The organism is Bacillus sp. PK6-16 (genome assembly GCF_056530295.1).
Window position 1 is genome coordinate 3814228 of the sequence record NZ_CP096511.1, and the last position, 19969, is coordinate 3834196.

The 19969-nt window shown below is 35.1% G+C and carries 20 protein-coding genes and 1 riboswitch; of the genes, 4 read left to right on the top strand and 16 right to left on the bottom strand.

What is annotated here, in order from left to right:
• Positions 1 to 51: 51 nt before the first annotated feature.
• A complete protein-coding gene (locus M1D66_RS19480; protein ID WP_001151993.1) occupies positions 52 to 300 on the top strand; it encodes a ferredoxin in 249 nt (82 codons plus the stop codon).
• A 121-nt stretch (positions 301 to 421) separates the two neighbouring features.
• Here the strand turns inward: M1D66_RS19480 and M1D66_RS19485 are convergent, their stop codons facing one another.
• Positions 422 to 1000 carry an ECF transporter S component gene (locus M1D66_RS19485; protein ID WP_000810855.1) on the bottom strand — a complete coding sequence of 193 codons (579 nt, stop codon included), beginning with the start codon at positions 998 to 1000 and terminating at the stop codon, positions 422 to 424.
• 162 nt (positions 1001 to 1162) lie between these two features.
• Positions 1163 to 1302: riboswitch (FMN riboswitch) on the bottom strand.
• A 248-nt stretch (positions 1303 to 1550) separates the two neighbouring features.
• Between M1D66_RS19485 and M1D66_RS19490 the strand changes: the two genes are divergently transcribed.
• On the top strand, positions 1551 to 2237 hold the full coding sequence (locus M1D66_RS19490; protein WP_000710837.1) for a hypothetical protein: 687 nt from the start codon (positions 1551 to 1553) through the stop codon (positions 2235 to 2237).
• A 164-nt stretch (positions 2238 to 2401) separates the two neighbouring features.
• Here M1D66_RS19490 and M1D66_RS19495 read toward each other — a convergent pair whose 3' ends face one another.
• The 14 genes from M1D66_RS19495 to M1D66_RS19560 all read right to left on the bottom strand — a co-directional run bounded on the left by M1D66_RS19495 (position 2402) and on the right by M1D66_RS19560 (position 15454).
• A complete protein-coding gene (locus tag M1D66_RS19495) occupies positions 2402 to 3016 on the bottom strand; it encodes a peptidoglycan DD-metalloendopeptidase family protein (protein WP_000866117.1) in 615 nt (204 codons plus the stop codon).
• 84 nt (positions 3017 to 3100) lie between these two features.
• Positions 3101 to 3682 (bottom strand): cob(I)yrinic acid a,c-diamide adenosyltransferase, encoded by a 582-nt coding sequence (locus M1D66_RS19500; RefSeq protein ID WP_000781265.1) that lies wholly within the window; start codon positions 3680 to 3682, stop codon positions 3101 to 3103.
• A 135-nt stretch (positions 3683 to 3817) separates the two neighbouring features.
• Entirely contained in the window at positions 3818 to 5593 is a 1776-nt protein-coding gene (resE, locus tag M1D66_RS19505) for a sensor histidine kinase ResE (protein WP_000964673.1), read from the bottom strand.
• A complete protein-coding gene (gene resD / locus M1D66_RS19510) occupies positions 5593 to 6309 on the bottom strand; it encodes a DNA-binding response regulator ResD (protein ID WP_000426861.1) in 717 nt (238 codons plus the stop codon). Before resD ends, resE begins: the two co-directional genes overlap by 1 nt.
• A gap of 303 nt (positions 6310 to 6612) precedes the next feature.
• On the bottom strand, positions 6613 to 7770 hold the full coding sequence (gene resC, locus M1D66_RS19515) for a cytochrome c biogenesis protein ResC (RefSeq protein WP_000250079.1): 1158 nt from the start codon (positions 7768 to 7770) through the stop codon (positions 6613 to 6615).
• 14 nt (positions 7771 to 7784) lie between these two features.
• The gene (gene resB, locus M1D66_RS19520) at positions 7785 to 9410 is read right to left on the bottom strand and encodes a cytochrome c biogenesis protein ResB (protein ID WP_000910523.1); all 1626 of its coding nucleotides are present in this window, start codon (positions 9408 to 9410) and stop codon (positions 7785 to 7787) included.
• Between the two features lie 121 nt (positions 9411 to 9531).
• Positions 9532 to 10053, bottom strand: a complete 522-nt coding sequence (gene resA, locus M1D66_RS19525) for a thiol-disulfide oxidoreductase ResA (RefSeq protein ID WP_000742192.1) — start codon at positions 10051 to 10053, stop codon at positions 9532 to 9534.
• Between the two features lie 106 nt (positions 10054 to 10159).
• Positions 10160 to 10888 (bottom strand): 23S rRNA pseudouridine(2605) synthase RluB, encoded by a 729-nt coding sequence (gene rluB / locus M1D66_RS19530; RefSeq protein WP_000440556.1) that lies wholly within the window; start codon positions 10886 to 10888, stop codon positions 10160 to 10162.
• A 289-nt stretch (positions 10889 to 11177) separates the two neighbouring features.
• Positions 11178 to 11708, bottom strand: coding sequence for a spore maturation protein SpmB (spmB, locus tag M1D66_RS19535; RefSeq protein WP_000029514.1), 531 nt, complete (start codon positions 11706 to 11708; stop codon positions 11178 to 11180).
• Complete coding sequence (spmA, locus tag M1D66_RS19540; RefSeq protein ID WP_000247811.1) at positions 11705 to 12301, bottom strand: spore maturation protein SpmA; 597 nt, start codon at positions 12299 to 12301, stop codon at positions 11705 to 11707. Before spmA ends, spmB begins: the two co-directional genes overlap by 4 nt.
• Positions 12294 to 13418 (bottom strand): D-alanyl-D-alanine carboxypeptidase DacB, encoded by a 1125-nt coding sequence (gene dacB, locus M1D66_RS19545; protein ID WP_001252638.1) that lies wholly within the window; start codon positions 13416 to 13418, stop codon positions 12294 to 12296. Before dacB ends, spmA begins: the two co-directional genes overlap by 8 nt.
• A 112-nt stretch (positions 13419 to 13530) precedes the next feature.
• The gene (locus tag M1D66_RS19550; protein ID WP_001075741.1) at positions 13531 to 14445 is read right to left on the bottom strand and encodes a superoxide dismutase; all 915 of its coding nucleotides are present in this window, start codon (positions 14443 to 14445) and stop codon (positions 13531 to 13533) included.
• A gap of 105 nt (positions 14446 to 14550) precedes the next feature.
• Complete coding sequence (locus M1D66_RS19555; protein WP_000067557.1) at positions 14551 to 15042, bottom strand: YpuI family protein; 492 nt, start codon at positions 15040 to 15042, stop codon at positions 14551 to 14553.
• 22 nt (positions 15043 to 15064) lie between these two features.
• Positions 15065 to 15454, bottom strand: coding sequence for a hypothetical protein (locus tag M1D66_RS19560; RefSeq protein WP_000584367.1), 390 nt, complete (start codon positions 15452 to 15454; stop codon positions 15065 to 15067).
• Positions 15455 to 15638: 184 nt separating this feature from the next.
• Between M1D66_RS19560 and mprF the strand changes: the two genes are divergently transcribed.
• Positions 15639 to 18218 (top strand): bifunctional lysylphosphatidylglycerol flippase/synthetase MprF, encoded by a 2580-nt coding sequence (gene mprF / locus M1D66_RS19565; protein ID WP_000010848.1) that lies wholly within the window; start codon positions 15639 to 15641, stop codon positions 18216 to 18218.
• 4 nt (positions 18219 to 18222) lie between these two features.
• Here the strand turns inward: mprF and M1D66_RS19570 are convergent, their stop codons facing one another.
• Positions 18223 to 19011, bottom strand: coding sequence for a hypothetical protein (locus M1D66_RS19570; RefSeq protein ID WP_000232606.1), 789 nt, complete (start codon positions 19009 to 19011; stop codon positions 18223 to 18225).
• 177 nt (positions 19012 to 19188) lie between these two features.
• Here M1D66_RS19570 and deoD point away from each other — a divergent pair, with 177 nt between their 5' ends.
• Positions 19189 to 19896 (top strand): purine-nucleoside phosphorylase, encoded by a 708-nt coding sequence (gene deoD, locus M1D66_RS19575; RefSeq protein ID WP_000110709.1) that lies wholly within the window; start codon positions 19189 to 19191, stop codon positions 19894 to 19896.
• Positions 19897 to 19969 lie beyond the last annotated feature (73 nt).

Consider the following 19969-nt stretch of genomic DNA (forward strand, 5'->3'; position numbering starts at 1 on the left):
ATAATTTTTATGGCGAGCTTTTCACATACATATTATCAGGAGGGAAAAAAGATGGCAAAATATACAATCGTTGATAAAGATACTTGTATTGCATGTGGTGCTTGCGGCGCTGCTGCACCAGACATTTATGACTATGATGATGAAGGTATTGCATTTGTAACATTAGATGATAACCAAGGTATCGTTGAAATTCCAGATGTATTAATTGAAGATATGATGGATGCATTCGAAGGCTGTCCAACTGACTCAATTAAAGTTGCTGACGAATCATTCGACGGAGACGCTTTAAAATTCGAATAGTCTTTTATTAACTTCAAAAAACGCCCCTCCTATTGATGAGGGGCGTTTTTTGTATCTAAATTTTATTTTCCTTAATAAAAAACCATTAGTAGTTTCACACTACTAATGGTTTTAGTATATATTATGCATTTTTCATTTTTGCAAACACCCATACTTTCAGGCGTGAGAATAATGCTACAAATACAATTGTTACAACAATCCCTTTAATTAAATTAAATGGTAAGATTGCCGTTACAACCGTTGTTTTTATAGCTTCGCTAGACATAGCTGGTGAATTTAAAAACCAAGTGTACGCCGGGAATATGATGATGTAGTTTAATACACTCATAATAAGTGCCATTGTAATTGTCCCTAGCATTAATCCTGTAGTTAAACTCTTCACAGTACGATACTTTCTAAATAAGAAAGCTGCTGGCCCAATAAATAAACATCCTGCAATAAAGTTTGCAATTTCTCCAACTGGTACTCCCGTTAAACTTCCTTGAATCCCGTAATGTAAAATGTTCTTTATCGCCTCTACAATCACTCCTGCTACTGGTCCAAAGATAATTGCCGCAATTAGAGCTGGTACATCACTAAAATCAATTTTCAAAAATGGCGGAAGCCCTGGGAACGGGAAATCCAACATCATTAGTAAATATGCAATACTACTTAGCATCGCTACACTCACCATCTGCACTACACTGTTTTTTTGTTTCATCTTTCTCTCTCCTTTTCCATCGATCATCTCATGGAAAGTGGAAAGGTTCTGCTATGCCTATTTTTTCATAGAACGAAAAAACCCTTTGTGTTTTACACAAAGGGAGAATTTAAGGCACATCAAACAGACGTTCAAATCCATATCTTTTTTGAACGCTTGAACCTCCATCTTCTCCCATCCAGACTATACTGTCGGCTTTGGAATCACACCAAATCCTGCCTTAACGGCTCGCGGGCTTAGAACAAAATCATAAATAGTTCATCACCGCCGGTCGGGATTTTCACCCTGCCCCGAAGATAGACCGATATTCTATTTTCCCCTCCATTATACAACAACCTCATAACATTGTGAACTAAAAAATTGTAACTTATTTAAAATTAGTTATTTATTTTTCGTAAAAACAAATAAATTGCGAGATATTTTACAATACAATCCATATTTTTTATTATTCGGCATTTCTCTTTTGAATTACCTAGTCATATATAATTAAAAGTGATAAGATATTGAATTGTTAAGATAAGAACATTTTCTGAGTTATGGAGGAAATGTCATGAAAAAAGACAAGAGACATTCTATTCGAGAAGCAATGAAAAAAAACTTAAGAAAAGAATACTTTTACTTAAAAAAAGAATTACTTTTCTACTGCCCAATTGATTTAGGCACATTCTCAAACGAGACATACTATGCTACTTTCGATGAAGATGGCATCAGTATTTATCAGTATGATAAAAAAACAGAAAGTAAATTAAAATTGTGTGAGCGTCATCCGTGGAAGAGTTGGAATAAAGTGAAGATTGATCACTATTTGACAACTTCTCAATTTATTTTTCAGGGTGAGCGAAATTGGATCTTATCTCTTTTTCAAAAAGGAAAAGAAGCTCAAAAAATTATTGAAGAGCATACATCTTTACAAACAGAAGTTGTTTCCCGCTCTTTCTTAAAAAAACTTCCTGGTTTTCGTTCTAATACACCACTGAATAAATACATCGGTAGTATTTGTTACACTGCACTTATTGCATTTTTATTAAAATGGATGATTCCATTTCAAGCACCACAAATCGCCCTGTATTCTATCTCGATTGGTTGTATGCTTCTTGGCCTACTTTGTTTGACAATCGGTTTAATTGAACCGACTATCGTACTGTTTCGAACAAAAGAGAAAACAAGAACAAAAGTTTTTTACTTATATAGCTATTTAGCTATTTCTGGATTTATATGTGTCTTTATTTTTTGGTAAAAGAAGCCGTCCCAAAATAAATTTTGGGACGGCTTTCTTTTAGATATAGATGCTCTGATTCACTCAATAGTTCTAGCAAAAGCGCCCATATAATTTCATTTACATTGAATCTTATTTAAGAAGAACATAAATTTGTTCAAAGTTTAATTTTCGAAGCGTTTCCTTTACTTAACATATAATTGTTGATTAGGATAAATTAGCTCTTGCTGCAATCCATTTTTTTCTTTAATTTCCTTAAGTGTCATACTAAATTTCCGTGCAATACTAACTAAAGTATCCCCTTTTTGTACGACATATAATGACGAAGAAACAACTTCATTTCTTTGTTCACTTAAAACAAGCAATGGGTTCATCGCATTCTTTTTCGCCATCGTCCATCTTCCTTGATGAAGTTCTAGATGTAAGTGCGCACCTCGCGATTCTCCCGTGTTCCCTACTTCTCCAATTTTTTCTCCTTTGGAAATATAATCTCCTTGATCCACATATCTCTTATTTAAATGTGCATATACAGCCTCATATTCTCCGTGTTTAATAAATACAACATTTCCATAACTACTTGAATAATAAGACCTCGTTACCTTACCATCTTGGATAGCTGCCACAGGCGTTCCAATCGGCGCAGCTACATCAATACCATAATGTTTTCCATGCCTTGTCCCAAAATAATCACTTATCTGACCTTCAACAGGCCATGTCCATCGATTTTCTTCTGCATAAACATGTAATTGAGATACAAACAGTATACTCAATAACATGACACCGCATTTTAAAACTTTCATATACATCCTCCGTTTTCTAATTACCACCATACCTTCTCTATTTTGGTATATTACAGAAAAAAGTATACAAAAAAAGAAAGTGAATTACTCCACTTCCTTCTCTTTTTTATCACGAAAAACTAATGCACTACGGTTATACTCCACATCTTTCACTTGTAATCGGGCATTTATTACTCGAGCTATCGCAAACAAATAATCAGATAATCTATTTACATACTTTAATACAACTTCATTTATTTTCACTTCTTTTTGCAATGATACTATAGAGCGTTCTGCTCTCCTTACAACAGTACGTGCAATATGAATAGTAGCCGCCGCCTCGCTACCACCTGGCAAAATAAAGCGTTCTAGTGGCGGGGCTTCTTCTATATATAAATCAATCTTTTTTTCTAAACTTTCAACCATCTCAATTGTCACTTTATAAGGAATTTTTTGTTCCACTATTGCCAAGTCTCCTCCACAATCAAATAGTTCATGTTGAATATTTTCGAGCTCATTGTAAATATCTATAAAAGCCCCACCTTGAAGCTTAGTCATTGCATATCCAATATGAGAATTTGCCTCGTCTATTGTTCCATACGCTTCCACACGGATATCATCTTTATCAACCCTGCCACCTATTACACTTGTCGTTCCTTTATCTCCTGTTTTTGTATATAATTTCATTTCTTCACAGCACCTCTCTTGTTATTTTTAATTCGACCAAGATAGAAAAAGTTCTACCATTCTTTATTTAATTGAGTTTACAAAAAAATAAAAAACAGCAGAACTTTATTCATTATCAACTTTAAAAACGCATATCTAAATTATACGATTCGGTAAATATACAGAGAATGTAGTTCCTTCTCCAACAACACTTGATACAGAAATTTTACCATCATGGCCTTGAACAATATTTTTCGCAATCGCAAGCCCGAGTCCTGTTCCACCCTTTTTCCCACGTGTTCTTGCTTTATCAGCTTTATAGAAACGATCAAATAAAAATGGAATATCTTCTTCTGGAATGCCTGCACCCGAATCTTGTACTTCAAAAATAAGACCGTTATTTTTCGTATCAATTACAAGCGTTACATGTCCGCCTGCATTCGTATGACGTATTGCGTTATCAATTAAATTCGTCAATACTTGTTCCATACGATCTGCATCAAACGGGTATTGTTCAATTGGATCTTTGAAATCAACCGTTAACGCGACCTCTTTATCCTTTGCAATCCCTTGGAATTTACGACCAATTTTTTCAACAAACGGATGTATATCCACTTCACCAATATGTAACTCTACATGACCGCTTTCCATACGAGCTAAATCTAACAATTCATTTACAAGTTTACCTAAACGAACAGATTCATCATAAATAATTTGAACAAACTCATCTATTTCCTCTTTCGTTTGCACAATATCATCTAAAATCGCTTCACTATACCCTTGCAGCATTACCATTGGTGTACGAAGTTCATGCGATACATTCGCAATAAAATCTTGACGCATCTTTTCAAGACGACGTTCTTCCGTCATATCTCGCAGCACTGCTACAGCTCCACGAATTTTCGTTTGATTGTAAAGCGGCGTCATAAGAACTACATAGTTCCCTTTTTGTAAATTAATTTCAACAACTTGTTGTTGTTCGCTTTCTACAACGAGATGGAATAGTTCCACAAGTTCAGAAGGTAATTTTTTACTTAACTCTATCTCTTTTTCTTCTTGCCAAACTTGTAAGAAATGTTCGGCCGGTGGATTAATAACTACGACTTCCCCTTCTTGATTTAACGTAATAACCCCATCTGCCATACTACTCAAAATACTTGCTAACTGTTCTTTTTCTTGTTGCAAGGCGTTCATATTAAACTTCAACTGTTTTCCCATTTGATTTAAGGCCGTTGCAAGCTCACCAATCTCATCCTGAGATACCATAGGAGCCTTTGCATCAAACTTCCCACGTGACACTTCAAAAGCAACCTCACGCATTTTACGAAGCGGTGCTGTAATCCGAGTAGATAAGAAGAACGCAAAGAAAGTTGTTAATATAATCGCAATTCCAGCCGATAAGAAAATAAAATCAGTTGTTCTTTCCATACCTTGTATCGGTACTTGTAAAGATTCATATACGAACACTGCACTTTGATTTTTTGATTGCACTGGTTTTCCGACGATCATAATATCATTTTCGGTGTTTTTATTCTTCCTACTATTAGACGCTTTTCTAATATTATTCTTAATTTCTTTTTTGTCTGTAAACACAGCCGCTAATTCTTTATCTTCTTTTAAGTCATCCATTGTAAGAGTGACTAACCCTTCTTGTTTCGGTGAAGAAGAGATTTCTTTACCGTCTTCTACAATAATAATCCTTGAAAGTGGATCAGAGAATTTGTAAGCGATATTCTCAATCGTTTTTACATCGGCACCTTCTTCAATTAACTCTGAAACACTTGTTGCAACTTTTTGAAGCCTAGCTTCACTCATATCAACATAATACGTTCTAAAAAACTGTGAAAGTAAAATCGCAACAAATCCAAGAACAAACGAAACGAGAAGTAATATGGTCATCCATAACTTCCCTACTACACTTCTCCAAAGCATCAGTCGTTCACAACCTCAAATTTGTAACCTACACCCCAAACAGTAACGATCATTTTCGCTGCATCTGGTGATTTTTTGCTTAACTTCTCACGTAAACGCTTTACATGTGTATCAACTGTACGTAAATCTCCGAAGAACTCATATTGCCATACTTCTTTTAACAGTTGCTCACGATCGAATACTTTATCAGGAGCTTTCGCTAAAAATAATAGTAACTCATATTCTTTCGGCGTTAAGTTTACTTCATTACCATCTGCAGTAACACGGTGTGCATCGTTATCAATTGTTAAGTGCGGGAATACAGTAACATCTTTTGTCGTTGTATCTTGTGTAAAGAATGTTGTTGGTACAGCACGACGTAATACCGCTTTCACACGTAGTACGACCTCACGTGGACTAAATGGCTTTACAATATAATCATCTGTTCCAACTTCAAATCCTTGTACTCTATTTACTTCTTCACCTTTTGCTGTCAGCATAATAATTGGTGTCGCTTTCTTCTCACGAACCCCTTTACATACTTCAATGCCATCTTTACCAGGCATCATAAGATCTAATAAGATTAAATCGTAATCATTTTGCAACGCCATTTCTAAAGCTGTATCACCATTATCTGCTTCTTCAATCGTATATTGTTCTCTTTCTAAGTACATTTTCAATAAACGACGAATACGATCCTCATCATCTACAATTAAAATTCTTGATTCATTTTCCATCTCTACCCGCTGCGCACTCTCACCTCAGCGGTTCACACCTACCCTTCTTTAACTATTATGTTGCGCTATTCTTGTTTATTTAAGCAATCTTCTAAATGTTTCACTTCCCATATTATGCTTCACAAGAATAATAAATTTTGTTCAATTTTTTTCCAAAACTATGTATTTTTTTTGAACAGTATATAATGTCCTCGACATCATTTTACAAAATCAACCGCTACTTTGTCATGTTTTTCTCAAAAAAGAAGAAAAGTTGACAAAAATAAAATAGGAAAGTGACATGCACTCCCCTATTTTATTTCTCTATGCATATGAATGTAAACCGGCAATAATTAAGTTTACTACAATAAAGTTAAACATAATGATTGCAAAACCAATTACTGCAAGCCAAGCTGATTTCTCTCCATGCCACCCTTTAGATAATCGTAAATGTAGTACTGCAGCATAAAAGAGCCACGTTATAAGTGCCCAAACCTCTTTCGGATCCCAGCCCCAAAAGCGCGTCCACGCTATTTGAGCCCAAATCATCGCAAAAATTAACGCTCCTAATGTGAACACTGGGAATCCAATTGCAATAGATCGATATCCGATTTCATCTAGTAGATCACTATTCGTATTCTTTACTAACGGCTGAAGTGCCGCCGATACTCGCTTCCGTAAAACAAGTCTTAATACAATATACAGTAATGTTCCAACTAACACTGACCAAATAACAGTATTTAATTTTTTCGCATTTACAATTGCTGGAACTTCAACTGCCGGTTCTAATTTATTTTCTGTCAGTAACTTCCCTTCATGCGGTCCAACTAAAGCCGGAAGATTGTACTTCATTTCCGCTTGCTGTTCATTTTTGTCAATCCATTGAAACTTCGCTTCATATTTCATACTAGAAAATACTGTTGTTACCCCAATAAATCCAACTGTACAAACAAGTGTAAATACTACCGTCTCTAGCCAAAATGTACGTTTACTTCTCGTCGATTGATCTACATTTTTCAATAAATACATAACGCCTGTAATAAAACTAATCGCTAAAATGGCTTGTCCTGCTGCTGCAGTCGTCACGTGAATATGTAACCAATTACTTTTTAAAGATGGAATAAGCGGAGATATTTCCCTCGGAAACATACTTGCATAGGCAATTAATAAAAGCGCAACTGGTAATGCAAATAGTCCGATTATGCTTACACGGTACATAAAATACATAACAATAAATGCTCCTACAAGCATCATGCCGAAAAATGTACCGAATTCAAAAAAGTTACTAACTGGCGCATGCCCTGATGCAATCCACCTTGTAACAAAATATACTGTTTGTGCTATAAACCCTAAAATTGTAATCGTTATTCCTACATTTGCCCATTTATGACCCTTTTCTTTAATGGCTCCCCCAAAAAATAGAGTCGCAATTAAATATAAAATAAATGCGGTAAAGAGAAAGTTACTACTTATTTGCACCATATCGTTTCCCCACCTTAACTAATTTTTTTATCAATTACTTTATCATTTGGCTGTGGAATTGCTGTACCTTCTATTACTCTTTCAATATCTTTCTTTAAACCGAACCAATTTTTATTTGTATGCCCTGCAATCCACCATTCATCATTAACACGTTGTATCCAAATACGGCGATGATTCCAATACATACCTTGAATGACACCAACCATAAATATAAATCCTCCAATGCCGAGAATCCAAAGCGTTAAATCTTTTCTTACAGTAAGTGCTGTTGCATTTTGCATTTCAACACCTGCAAACGACATTTTATATTTGTTGTTTCCATCTGGTTCTATATTTTGCTGAATACCAACAAAACTCACTTCACCATCTGGTGTTTCAGGTGTAAACATTTTAAATACAAATGCAGGATTGTTTGGTAATTTCGTTTTTGTATTTGGTTTTCCATTCTCATCAAAATAAAAATCAGGAAAATAGCTTAATAGTTCTAGAGAATAACCATTTCCTAAATCATATTTTTCCTTAGGATTCGTTAAATCTACTTTAATTGGTCCCCACTTTTGATTATTTTCTTTATTTTGCAAGTTAAAGGACATACTTTTAAATTCACTTTCTTTATAAGAAACTTGATACACTGCAAATTGATCAAATTTCAGTGGTTCATTCACTCGAATTTCCGCTTCTTTTACTTTTTCTAATTTCGGTTTTTGTCCTGCTATATTTTCTCCTACCGCTTTATATAATACGGCATTCGTTTGGAAGTTTTTCGCAATCATTTTATCGCCTACACGATCAATCGCTTCATCAAAAACTTCCTTGTCCTTACTTTTATCATAAACTTCTTTTATAAATTTCTCGTTTTTTAAGTAGTATTGTCCATCCGTCCCTGGTATTTCTTTCGTTTCACCGTCACGTAACCAAAGTGCTTCGTCTACGTACATACTCGGTAAAAAACGAAGCATCGCACCGAATAAAAAGATAATAAGACCGATATGATTTACATATGGACCCCAACGCGAGAAGCGTCCCTTTTCTGCTAAAACGTTTCCGTCTTCCACTTTCACGTTATAGTTTCTTTTCTTTAAATTCTCTTGCACTCTTTCCAGGTCACCTTCTTGCGGTGTACCAGTCCCATATAATCTCTGTCTCTTTAAAAAACTAGGATGTCTTTTTACGCCTTGCTTTTTTAAAGCTTTATAAAGTGGAATAACGCGGTCTAAACTACATATCACAAGTGAAATACCGATAGAAGCAATCAAAATCATATACCACCATGAACCGTATAAATTATTAAACCCTAATTGATAGTATAATTGTCCTAAAAATCCGTATTCTTGTTTATAATATTCAGCTGGTGCAATACCTGGAGTTATGTACATTTCTTGCGGAAAAATAGTTCCTATCGCTGATGCAGCTAAAGTTATTACGATTAGCCATACACCTACTTTTACAGAAGAGAAAAAGCTCCAAATTTTATCGACTATCGTTTTTGTCTGCGTGAGAGATCTCCGTGCACTCCCCTCATAGCGCATATCCAATAGTTTTGCATTTTCATTGCTTTCAAATGGTTTCCCGCAAGCTTCACAAAAAACGGTTCCTATCGGATTAACATGTCCACATTCACATTTAATTTCTTTCAACACTCTCACCGCCCCTGTATCTATATGTACTATTGTATATTCTAACCTCAAGTTACCGCAATACTCAGAATTTTTAAACCAGAGGCACTATAAACACGCACCCCTTATGTAAAGGCTTTCTTTATTACGGAGTAATTTTCTTTAAATACCCTTCTAACTGTTCTTTCGTTTGTTCCCCTATAATTTGCTCCACTACTTTTCCATCTTTATCAATCAAAAAGCTTGTCGGTAAAGGACCTACTCCATATGTTCCTATAATCTTTTGTCCTTTATCAATGGCAACTGGGAATTTCAAACCATATTGGTTCACAAAGTTCTTTACTGCAATATCCGTTTCATCTGCATCTAACGCTATGATTTCAACGCCTTTTTCTTTATACTTTGGATATAATTCATTCATATAAGGCATTTCTTTTTCACAAGGTTTACACCACGTGCCCCAAAAGTTTAAAAATACACCTTTTCCCTTTAAATCTTTTAGTTCAATTTTCTTTCCTTCTAAATCCGTCACAATAAAGTTAGGTGCTTCTTTTCCGATTTGCATTTTCTCTTTATTAGCAAAGAATCCTTGATAAAGGGTAAATCCTACAGCACCACATAAAATGAGTAGAATAATAACGCGAAATAATAAACGATTTTTCTTCATATTACCTCTCCTCTCCTCGGTAAATGTTATGTATTATCTTCTGTAAATGTTGTATTGAATAAATCACCAGCAGAGCACTCCACTGGTGAATTTTTAACTCTATAGCTTATCTTGGCTTTGTAGAAGCAAGCGCGCGTAATTGTTTCACCTCATGTGGTGTCAATTCTCTCGCATCACCAGGTCGCAGGCTTCCTACTTCTAAGAAAGCATAACGTTCACGTTTTAATTTCACTACTTTACAGTCTAACGCTTCAAACATACGACGTACTTGACGATTACGTCCTTCATGAATTGTTAATTGTACAATAGCCATCTCTTTACGCTTGTCCCAAGAAATAATTTTCACACGTGCTGGTGCTGTTTTACCGTCTTCTAACGTAACACCGCGTTCTAACATGCGAATTTTCTCACCTGTTAATGGCCCTTTTATTTTTGCAACATATGTTTTTTCAACTTTATATCTAGGATGCATTAATACGTTTGCGAAGTCCCCATCGTTTGTCATTAATAATACGCCAGACGTATCATAATCTAAGCGTCCGATTGGGAATAAACGTTGTGTAATTTCCGGGAAAAAGTCCGTTACAACACTTCTTCCTTTATCGTCTGATACACTTGAAATTACGCCAGTTGGTTTATATAGTAAAAAATAAACAGGTTCTTCTTTTTCAAGAGGGATATTATTTACTTCTACTTTATCTTGAGGAGTTACTTTTGTCCCTAACTCTTTCACTATTTTTCCATTAACTTTCACTTTTCCTTGCTGAATTAATTCCTCAGCCTTTCTTCTCGATGCAATACCTGCTTGCGCAATCACTTTTTGTAATCGTTCCATTTCTTTTTTTCACCTCGAATTTATCTTACCTTACATTAGAAAGACTTGGCAACCGCATACGCTTTACGGCTATTCGCTTCATCTTACTTAAACAACATAGCGATGATAATAAACATATAAAGGTCAAATCATGTTTTTACCCTTTATTATTGTCCATATTTTTCATATTTCTCACAATAAAAGTTCATCATTTTGTCAAAAATACCACATAAAAAAACCACTATTAAGCTACGCCTTAATAGTGGTCGTATACGTATTATAAGCGAAATAGCGTAAAAAATGAATAGTATTACTGAAACAATAAAGAAACGAACACAATTGAGCATATAATCCCGATTAAATCTGCAAAAAGTCCTACTTTTAGTGCATCCCCCATTTTTCTAATCCCAACCGCTCCAAAATATACAGTTAAAATATAGAAAGTCGTATCTGTGCTCCCTTGCATCGTAGAAGCCAATCTCCCAATAAACGAATCTGGCCCATATGTTGCAATTAAATCGGTCGTAATACTTAAACCAGCAGAGCCTGAAATAGGGCGTATAAGTGCTAAGGGTACAATTTCTGCTGGAACATGGATCAAATCTAACATTGGCTTCATTACCGATATCATTGCATCTAACGCACCTGAAGACCGGAATATAGAAATAGACACAAGCATTCCAACCATAAACGGTAAGATGGAAATTGCAATTTGAATCCCTTCTTTTCCTCCCTCAACGAACGATTCATACGTCGGCACTTTCTTTATTGTGCCATATAAAAGGATAAAACCAATTACACAAGGGATTACCCATAAGGAAATTGTATTTACAATGCTCATTTTTTCCGCCCCTTTCTACTCCTTCTTCGGTAAAAATAGCGGTCAATCCAAATTGCCCCAATCATAGAAAGTACTTGTGCAATAAATGTTACCCCAACAATTTCAGTAGGATTCGCTGATTCATACGTCATTCGAATGGAAATGACTGTCGTAGGAATTAATGTAATAGCTGATGTATTTAATGCTAGAAACGTCACCATAGAACGGCTCGCCGAATCCTTTCCTCCATTTAACTCTTTCAGTTGTTCCATCGCTTTAATACCAAGAGGGGTCGCTGCATTACCTAGACCAAAAAAGTTTGCCATCATATTTGATAGAATAAATCCCATAGACGGATGATCCTTTGGTATTTCTGGAAACAACCTTTTTACTATCGGCATAAAAAGTGTAACTAATTTTTTTAACAATCCGGCTTCCTCTGCAATTTTCATTAAACCGAGCCAAAATACTAAAACACTAATAAGTCCTATACAAATCGTTACCGCATCTTTTGCTCCGTCAAATACAGCTTTATTCACTTCTTCCATCGTTCCATTTATCATGGCGTATACAATCCCAATGACAGCCATCGCTACCCATACGAGATTAACCATCGTTCCCAACACCTATCATGTAAGAAAAAATTTCTTTCACATTATTCCAGTAAAGTCCCGTTGTAGCTACTAACTTTCGTTTACTATAAAATAAATTCCGTTCTCCAACTTTTTCATTACCAACATAAATGTCTGTCTTCCCAACCTTTACTCCATCCGTAAGTTTTGTACTTTTATCAAGTTCAACTTTTAATACTACGTTCTTTTTTTCTTCTTCAGTTAACGGTACCGAAAAACTATTTTTCGTATAAACATGGTTGGCATACTTCTTTTCATTTATTTCAGCAATTGCTCCTTGTCCTAAAACTTTCGTTTGTTTGAAACGGTCAAAACCTTTATCAAACAAATTCATATGATCATCCCAATCACTAGAGGCACTCAAAGTTACGACAATTAAATCTAGTCCACCTTTTGATGCCGTTGTAACAAGCGTTCGCCCAGCTTTCTTCGTAAAGCCTGTTTTTCCCCCTGTTGCAAATTCATAATAAGACGTTACCAGCTTATGTTTATTTTTCCACGGGTAATCCCAAGAATCTGATTTATATGTTTTGGTTCCAAAGATTTTCTTAAATGTCTCGTTTCCCATTGCATATTTCGTTAATAATGCCATATCGTAAGCCGACGAATAATGTGATCCATCTCCATCTAAGCCATGAGGGTTTGAGAAGTGCGTATCTTTCATTCCAATTTCTTTCGCTTTTTGATTCATTAAATATACGAATCCATCTATACTCCCACCCACACTTTCAGCAATTACTTGCGCTGCGTCATTACCAGATCTAAGCATGAGTCCGTATACTAAATCTTCTAACTTCACTTTTTGTCCAGGCTTTAAATAGATTGCCGATCCTTCCACCCTCACCGCTTCATTACTAACTGATACCATTTCTTTCATCTTCCCTGATTCAGCAGCTAATAAGGCGGTCATAATTTTTGTTATACTAGCAATTTTTTGAGGCTCATGTTCTGCCTTTCCGTATAATACACGACCAGACTGTTGCTCCATTAATACAGCATTTCGAGCACTAACATTGCTGTTCATCTTTGCATATGTAGGAATCGGCATAACGCTTGCATACATCATAAGAAGCGTTATGATTACACAAATTCGTCTCATATTTCCCCCCACGTCCTTTTGGCACTTTTTGTACAAGTGTATGCTTGGCCTTTTAAAATATGAACGAAATCTTCCTTCTACTTCCATTAAAAAAGACGCAGAGAATTTGCGTCTAATATGGTGTCCATTCAATTTGTTTCGCAGTTTCAAACCTTTTTTCTACATCAGGCCAATTTACAACATTCCACCAGTTTTTAATATATTCATCTTTTCGATTTTGGTATTGTAAATAATACGCATGTTCCCAGACATCTAGTACAAGGAGCGGTATCGTATCCCATTGTGTAAATAATTGATGAAGTGTACTTTGCAAAATTTCTAACCTTCCAGACCGGGGTACCCAAACGAGAATTGCCCAGCCTGAACCTTCTACTTTAGAGGCTGCTTCTGTAAAATGTTTTTGGAAACGTAAAAAGCTCCCAAAATCTTGTTCAATTTGTTGTGAAAAAGTTCCTCTTGGACTTCCACCACCGTCTTTTTTCATGTTATTCCAAAATATCGTGTGTAAGTAATGACCTGACCCATGAAAAGCCGCTTCCCTTTCCCAATGCTTAATTAAATCAAATTTATTTGTTTTTCTCGCTTCTTCCATCATCTTCTCTGCTTTATTTAATCCTTCCACGTAACTCCGATGATGTTTATCATGATGTAACATCATAATTTCTTTAGAAATATACGGTTCTAATGCATTATACGGATAAGGTAATGGCGGGAGTGTATGTCCTCCAATTGGGACAGCTCGTTCACTATCCCCTCTTTCATATAATTCATATTCCTCTTCTTCTTGCATAAATACTTCCTGCAAGTGATGCTGAATATGTTCTACATCATCGCTTATTTCATACATAAACTCTGCATCTGTTTCATACTCATGCTCTTTCATACGCTCTAATAACGTCTGAATTTTATAAGCAAGCATATGGACATCATACACTTCCATTGCGCGACTATCTAATACGTGAAGAACACTTTCACACCAATTTTCTACTTCATGAAAGTAATCTGTAAATACACCTTGCTGATTCATGTTGCACCTCCCTAATGCTATCCACTTAACTATATTCAATGAAAATCCCTTATATAACTGTACAAAAGGAAAAGAAGCTAAGTCACCTTAGCTTCTTTTCCTCAATCAATATTTGTGTAACATCTTTGTCTGATAATCCGTCTCATAATATTCTAGTTCTTCACGCATCAATTGAAATTTACCTTCTAAACTCTTCATCACTTGCTCTAAAGATGCAGGTGGTGTTTGTTGAAAAACGATAGAATTTTTCCCTGTATATGCAGACCGACTATTTTCATACCAATGATCACTCTTCGGTGAAAAAAACTCTGCAATTACTTGATGGTAAATCTTATATAAAATTTTTTCAGCTGCTGTTTTTCGAAATGGCTGGCTATTCAACAAAACAAAACATGCATCCTGTCCTTCTTCGCAAAAAACGAGAAGTCGTCTCATTGATGCTAATAACCCTTTATAATATCGCTCATTCCCTGCTGGTGTTTCCTCTAATAAAGAAGGTAACGTATGATAATTTACATAATTGGTTATCAAATTAATAGCATCTTCTAAAAATATAGAAACTTGTTCTGTTTGATTTTCAACCATCAAATTAGACATTTTTTCTCTCTCCTTTGCCATTTCACGCTATTTCTACTCTTTTATTTTTATGTAATTCAGCCAATATTTCTTGTACTTTCGACACCGTTCCCTCATCAAAATATTGTTGAAATTCTTCCATATTATTTAAATACAAACGTTTTTGCGCACGAAGCTCCTTATCTTTCATTAAACAACATATCGCTACAATATCGCGCAAATATATGTTTTGTTCTTCTACTTTATACACTGGATTTCCTTCAAAAGGAGTAATTTCTTGTAAAACTTCTTCAAAATATCGAACGTATAAAACCGAAAAAGTTTTCTCTTTACCATTTAATATATATGTCACTTCAGATCTGTTAAAAAAATCCTCTGATGTATTAGGTTTCTCTTTTTCTAACTCATATCCTACGTAACCTTTTATAATCATATACTCCCCCCTCACCCTTCTTTCACCTTATTCTAACTTAATTTTCTGATAAACGAAATATTCTTTTAAATATACCTATATAAAAAATAGCTCCCCTATACAGGAAATTACCTTTTTATTTTTCTTGAAGTTTGTCATAATAATATTATTGTCTCAGTTTTCTTATACAAGGAGAGTTGTATTTATGTCGTTTTCATGGAAACGTTTCTTACAAATCGGGAAAATTATCTTCCCATTTGTTGTATTAACAATTGTATTCTTTCAAGCAAAAAAAGAATTAGCGGGCATTTCTTTTTTAGAAGCGATTGATACAATTAAAAACATTCCAACTGGAGGAGTCTTTTTAGCAATTACACTTGGTGCATTCGCTGTATCAACAATGTTCTTTTATGACTATGTTATGCTTCGTTACTTAAAAGCTGATATTCCTGTCCAAAAGATTTTCCGTATCTCGTGGATTGCTAATACTTTAAATGGATTTATCGGGTTTGGTGGTCTTGTTGGAGCCGGCGTACGCACAATGCTTTATCGTCCATATATAAAAGAAAATGGAAAACTTATTAAAAGTATCGCTTGGATGACAACTGCCTTTATTAATGGATTAGCCATTCTTTCATTTCTTGGTCTTATCGGAATATTAGACACGAGATTTATTTTGCATGAAAAACCATGGCTATGGCCTGTTCTTATCTTCTTCGCTCTTTTCGTCCCTATATATATCGGATTTTCTAAATTAAAAAATAGAAAAGCGACGCAAACAGAGGAACAAGAAGAAGAGGAGAAAAACCCAACTGTTTTATACTCATTAGTTTCATTAGTCGAATGGGTATCTGCTGGTATTGTTATGTACGTCATATTACTATTATTTGGCATTGAAATCGAATTCCAAAAGTTTTTAGGCGTATATGTTATTGCTGCTTTAGCTGGTGTCGTTAGCCTTGTTCCTGGTGGCCTTGGATCATTTGATCTTGTCTTCTTAACTGGGCTTGGGCAATACGGCATCGATACAGGTGTTTTACTCCCTGCTATGTTATTATATCGTCTCGTCTATTACATCTTGCCCTTCTGCCTTGGTCTCATTTTTGCAGCTTTTGAAATGACAGGAGTAGCCATTAAAAAGTTTGAAGATAAACCTTTTATTGCGCCTGCATTAGAGACAACTGGTGTTATATGGACTTTGCAGCGTGACTTTCTAGGAAAGTTAGGTTCTTGGGCATCTGCTGCTTTAACAGTATTTGCTGGCTTAATGGTTATTTTATCAACCATTCTACCGACAAGTATAAATCGGGCACACGCCTTACATATTCTAGCTCCAAAACATCTTATTCAATTTTCTTTTAGCTTATCCCTAACATTCGGTATTCTCCTCCTCATTCTTTCGCGGGGGATATATTACGGAACAAAACGTTCTTATTATATGACGATTGTTTCTTTAATTGGAGCGGCTATTTTTAACACACTAAAAGGAATTGATGTTGAAGAAACTTTTATTTTATTAATCGTACTCGCTGTATTGTATATGCTTCGTAAAAGGTTTGTACGTGAGAAAATGGAAGTCTCACTTTCCGATATCGTAAAAGTTTTTATATTCCTACTTGTAACGTTATATTTATATAAAAACTTAGGTATTTTATTTGCAGGTGCAAAAGAAGCTTTCAAACCTGATTTTGTCGTTCGTAATATTACACAAGTAAAACGAAGTGCATTAGCAGCTGCCTTTTTTGTTCCTACTTTTTTACTAATTGGTTCACTCATTGCAAATCGTTATCGAAATGAATTTCCTGGGCAACCAGCTAATGATAAACGATTACAAAACTTCTTAGATGAACATGGTGGAAATGTGCTTAGTCATTTAGGTTTTTTAGGAGATAAACAGTTCTTTTTCAGTAGTGATGGAAAAGCACTCATTCTCTTCTCAATAACTGGAAAACGGCTTATTGTACTAGGTGATCCAATTGGGGACCCTTCCTCCTATCGTACTGTATTGCAAGAGTTTTTAGCTGAGGCTGATCGATTTGGATACATTTGTGTATTCTATCAAATTGAAAGTAAATGGATGAGTTTATACCACGATTTTGGTTATAACTTCTTTAAGCTTGGTGAAGAAGCTGTTGTTGATTTAAATACCTTTACAATAACAGGAAAGAAACGCGCTGGCATGCGAGCTACTTTCAACCGTTTTGAAAGAGAAGGCTATACATTCTCTATTCATGAGCCACCTTTCTCCGACGAATTATATGAAGAGTTAAGAAAAGTTTCAGATGCATGGCTTGGTGGAAAAAAAGAGAAAGGTTTTTCACTCGGATACTTCGATCGTGAATATATTAGTCGCGCTCCTATCGCAACATTATCTGATGCGGATGGAAAAATTATTGCATTCACAACATTCATGCCTGTATATCAAAACGGATCATTATCTGTCGATTTAATGCGATATTATCCAGATGCGCCTAGCGGCATTATGGACGCAATTTTCATCCACTTATTCCAGTGGGCAAAAGAAAATGAATACCACTCCTTTAATATCGGTATGGCACCACTTTCAAATGTTGGTTTATCCACACAGTCTTTCTGGTCTGAACGAGTGGCTGCTGCAATCTTTAATAACGTTCGTTATACGTATAGTTTCAGCGGATTACGACATTTTAAAGAAAAATATAAACCAGCATGGAGCGGTAAATATTTAGCATTTAGGAAGAATCATTCTTTACCAATTACAATGCTCTCTGTAACAAAATTAATAGGAAAAAGAAAAAACAGCTAAATTCTTAGCTGTTTTTTCTTTTTTGAACTTGTACAATAAATTCTTTTTCATACTTCTTACCATTTATATAGAAATTCCCCCACATTTTATACGTGCCCTCGGCAGGAAATGTAATTCGGTATTGTAATTGCTCATCCGTATCTACAGGCATAGCGTATAAAAAATTCTCCTTCGTTTCATCCACTATATAGAGTGACTCTACTTCTCCTCTCTCTGAATGCAATTTCAATTTTTCACCCTTTTTCGCTTGAAACTGAAATGTTAACGTAACTGGTTCATTCGGATGTAATGCGCCAAATAAAAGAGAAACTTCATACTCTCCTATTTTTTTTGTAAGTACACTGTCGATTGGAAATTTCACTTTTTTCTTATTGTTCTCCTCTTTCGTTCTACCAAAATCTTTCTTAGCGAATGACTCTACGGACTTATTTTTGTCTTCGTATAAAAATATTGTATATTCTTCGTCTTTCGCTATTTTGGAAGATAACTTATATGACCCGTTCCCTGCAAATGTGGGTTTAATTTGTTGTATGTTTTTTAACTGTCCATCTACAATCACTGCCCGCATTTGATCATTTACACCACGAATTTCATTATTCTTGTTGTTTAACAACTGAAATACAATATCTACTTTCTCATTTCCCTTTCCATTTGAAACATCCCACTTTACTTCCTGAACATCTCCTACAGTCTCTTCGTTTTCTTGATATTTTTTTATGTAAAATCCTCCTGCCACAATAAGTACTAACGCAATAAGCCCAATGACAAGATTTTTCAAAACATCACCTACCATTTTTATTGTCTCTATTCATACAAAACTTCTTAAGATATATATTCTAGATTATGATTTATGAAATCCTCCTATTTTGCACATATTACAAATAATAAAAAGATTTTAATTGAAAGGATTCGTAGTGTATAATGCAAATGATATTGATTTCTATCAATACATTATAAGGAGGACTTTTTTATGAGTGTACATATCGAAGCAAAACAAGGCGAAATCGCTGAATCTATTCTATTACCTGGTGATCCATTACGTGCAAAATATATCGCTGAAACATTTCTAGAGGACGTTACTTGCTATAATAATGTGCGTGGTATGTTAGGTTTCACTGGAACTTATAAAGGAAAACGTGTATCTGTTCAAGGTACAGGTATGGGTGTTCCTTCTATTTCTATTTATGTAAACGAATTAATCCAAAGCTACGGAGTTAAAAATTTAATTCGCGTTGGAACTTGCGGTGCAATTCAAAAAGATGTAAAAGTTCGTGATGTTATTATCGCAATGACGGCTTGTACTGATTCTAATATGAACCGTTTAACATTCCCAGGATTTGATTTTGCACCAACTGCAAACTTTGACCTTTTAAAGAAAGCTTATGATGCTGGAACTGAAAAAGGATTACACGTTCGTGTCGGTAACGTTTTAACAGCAGATGTGTTTTATCGTGAAAGCATGGACATGGTTAAAAAACTTGGAGATTACGGTGTATTAGCAGTAGAAATGGAAACAACTGCTCTTTACACATTAGCAGCGAAATACGGTGTAAATGCATTATCTGTATTAACAGTTAGCGATCACATCTTCACTGGCGAAGAAACAACATCTGAAGAGCGTCAAACTACATTTAACGAAATGATTGAAATCGCTTTAGATGCAGCAATTCAACAATAATACACTAAAGAACTTGTCATACGTCTGGCGAGTTCTTTTTATGTGACTTTTTATAAATAACTACTTTATAAAG